Annotated in this window: 1 pseudogene; it reads left to right on the top strand. The window is 68.4% G+C overall.

Annotated elements, in window-relative coordinates:
- A pseudogene (locus I6F28_RS37250) lies at positions 1–346 on the top strand (hypothetical protein); the annotation flags it as partial.
- Positions 347–393 lie beyond the last annotated feature (47 nt).

Genomic DNA, 393 nt, shown 5'->3' with positions numbered 1-393 from the left:
GCATGACCGTGGCCTGGACTGGACCGATTTCATGCAGCACATGGCGCACGATGTGCCGCCGGTGGAGATCGTGACCATGGGCAGCAACGGCCCGCGCATCCACGCGATGCTGCAGCCGTTGGCCGACGCCGGTCGCTTCGGCCTGCATGCGGCGGGCGATCTCGCCGAGGCGATGGCCTTGGCGCGCGCCGCGCTGGGCGAACAGGGCGGGGTAGTGCTGCTGTCGCCGGGTGCACCGAGCTTTGGTGCGTACCGCGACTACGTGGCGCGTGGCCGTCATTTCGCCGCGCTGGCCGGGTTCGATCCGGACAGCATCAGCGCGATTCCCGGGCTGGGTATCGGGTAAGGGGTCGGATCCTTTTCCGCAGGAAAGGGCTCTGACCCCATCGTGCA

The organism is Bradyrhizobium sp. NBAIM14, assembly GCF_020193895.1.
GTDB classification, from domain to species: domain Bacteria; phylum Pseudomonadota; class Alphaproteobacteria; order Rhizobiales; family Xanthobacteraceae; genus Bradyrhizobium; species Bradyrhizobium yuanmingense.
This window is presented reverse-complemented; position numbering and strand designations above follow the sequence as displayed.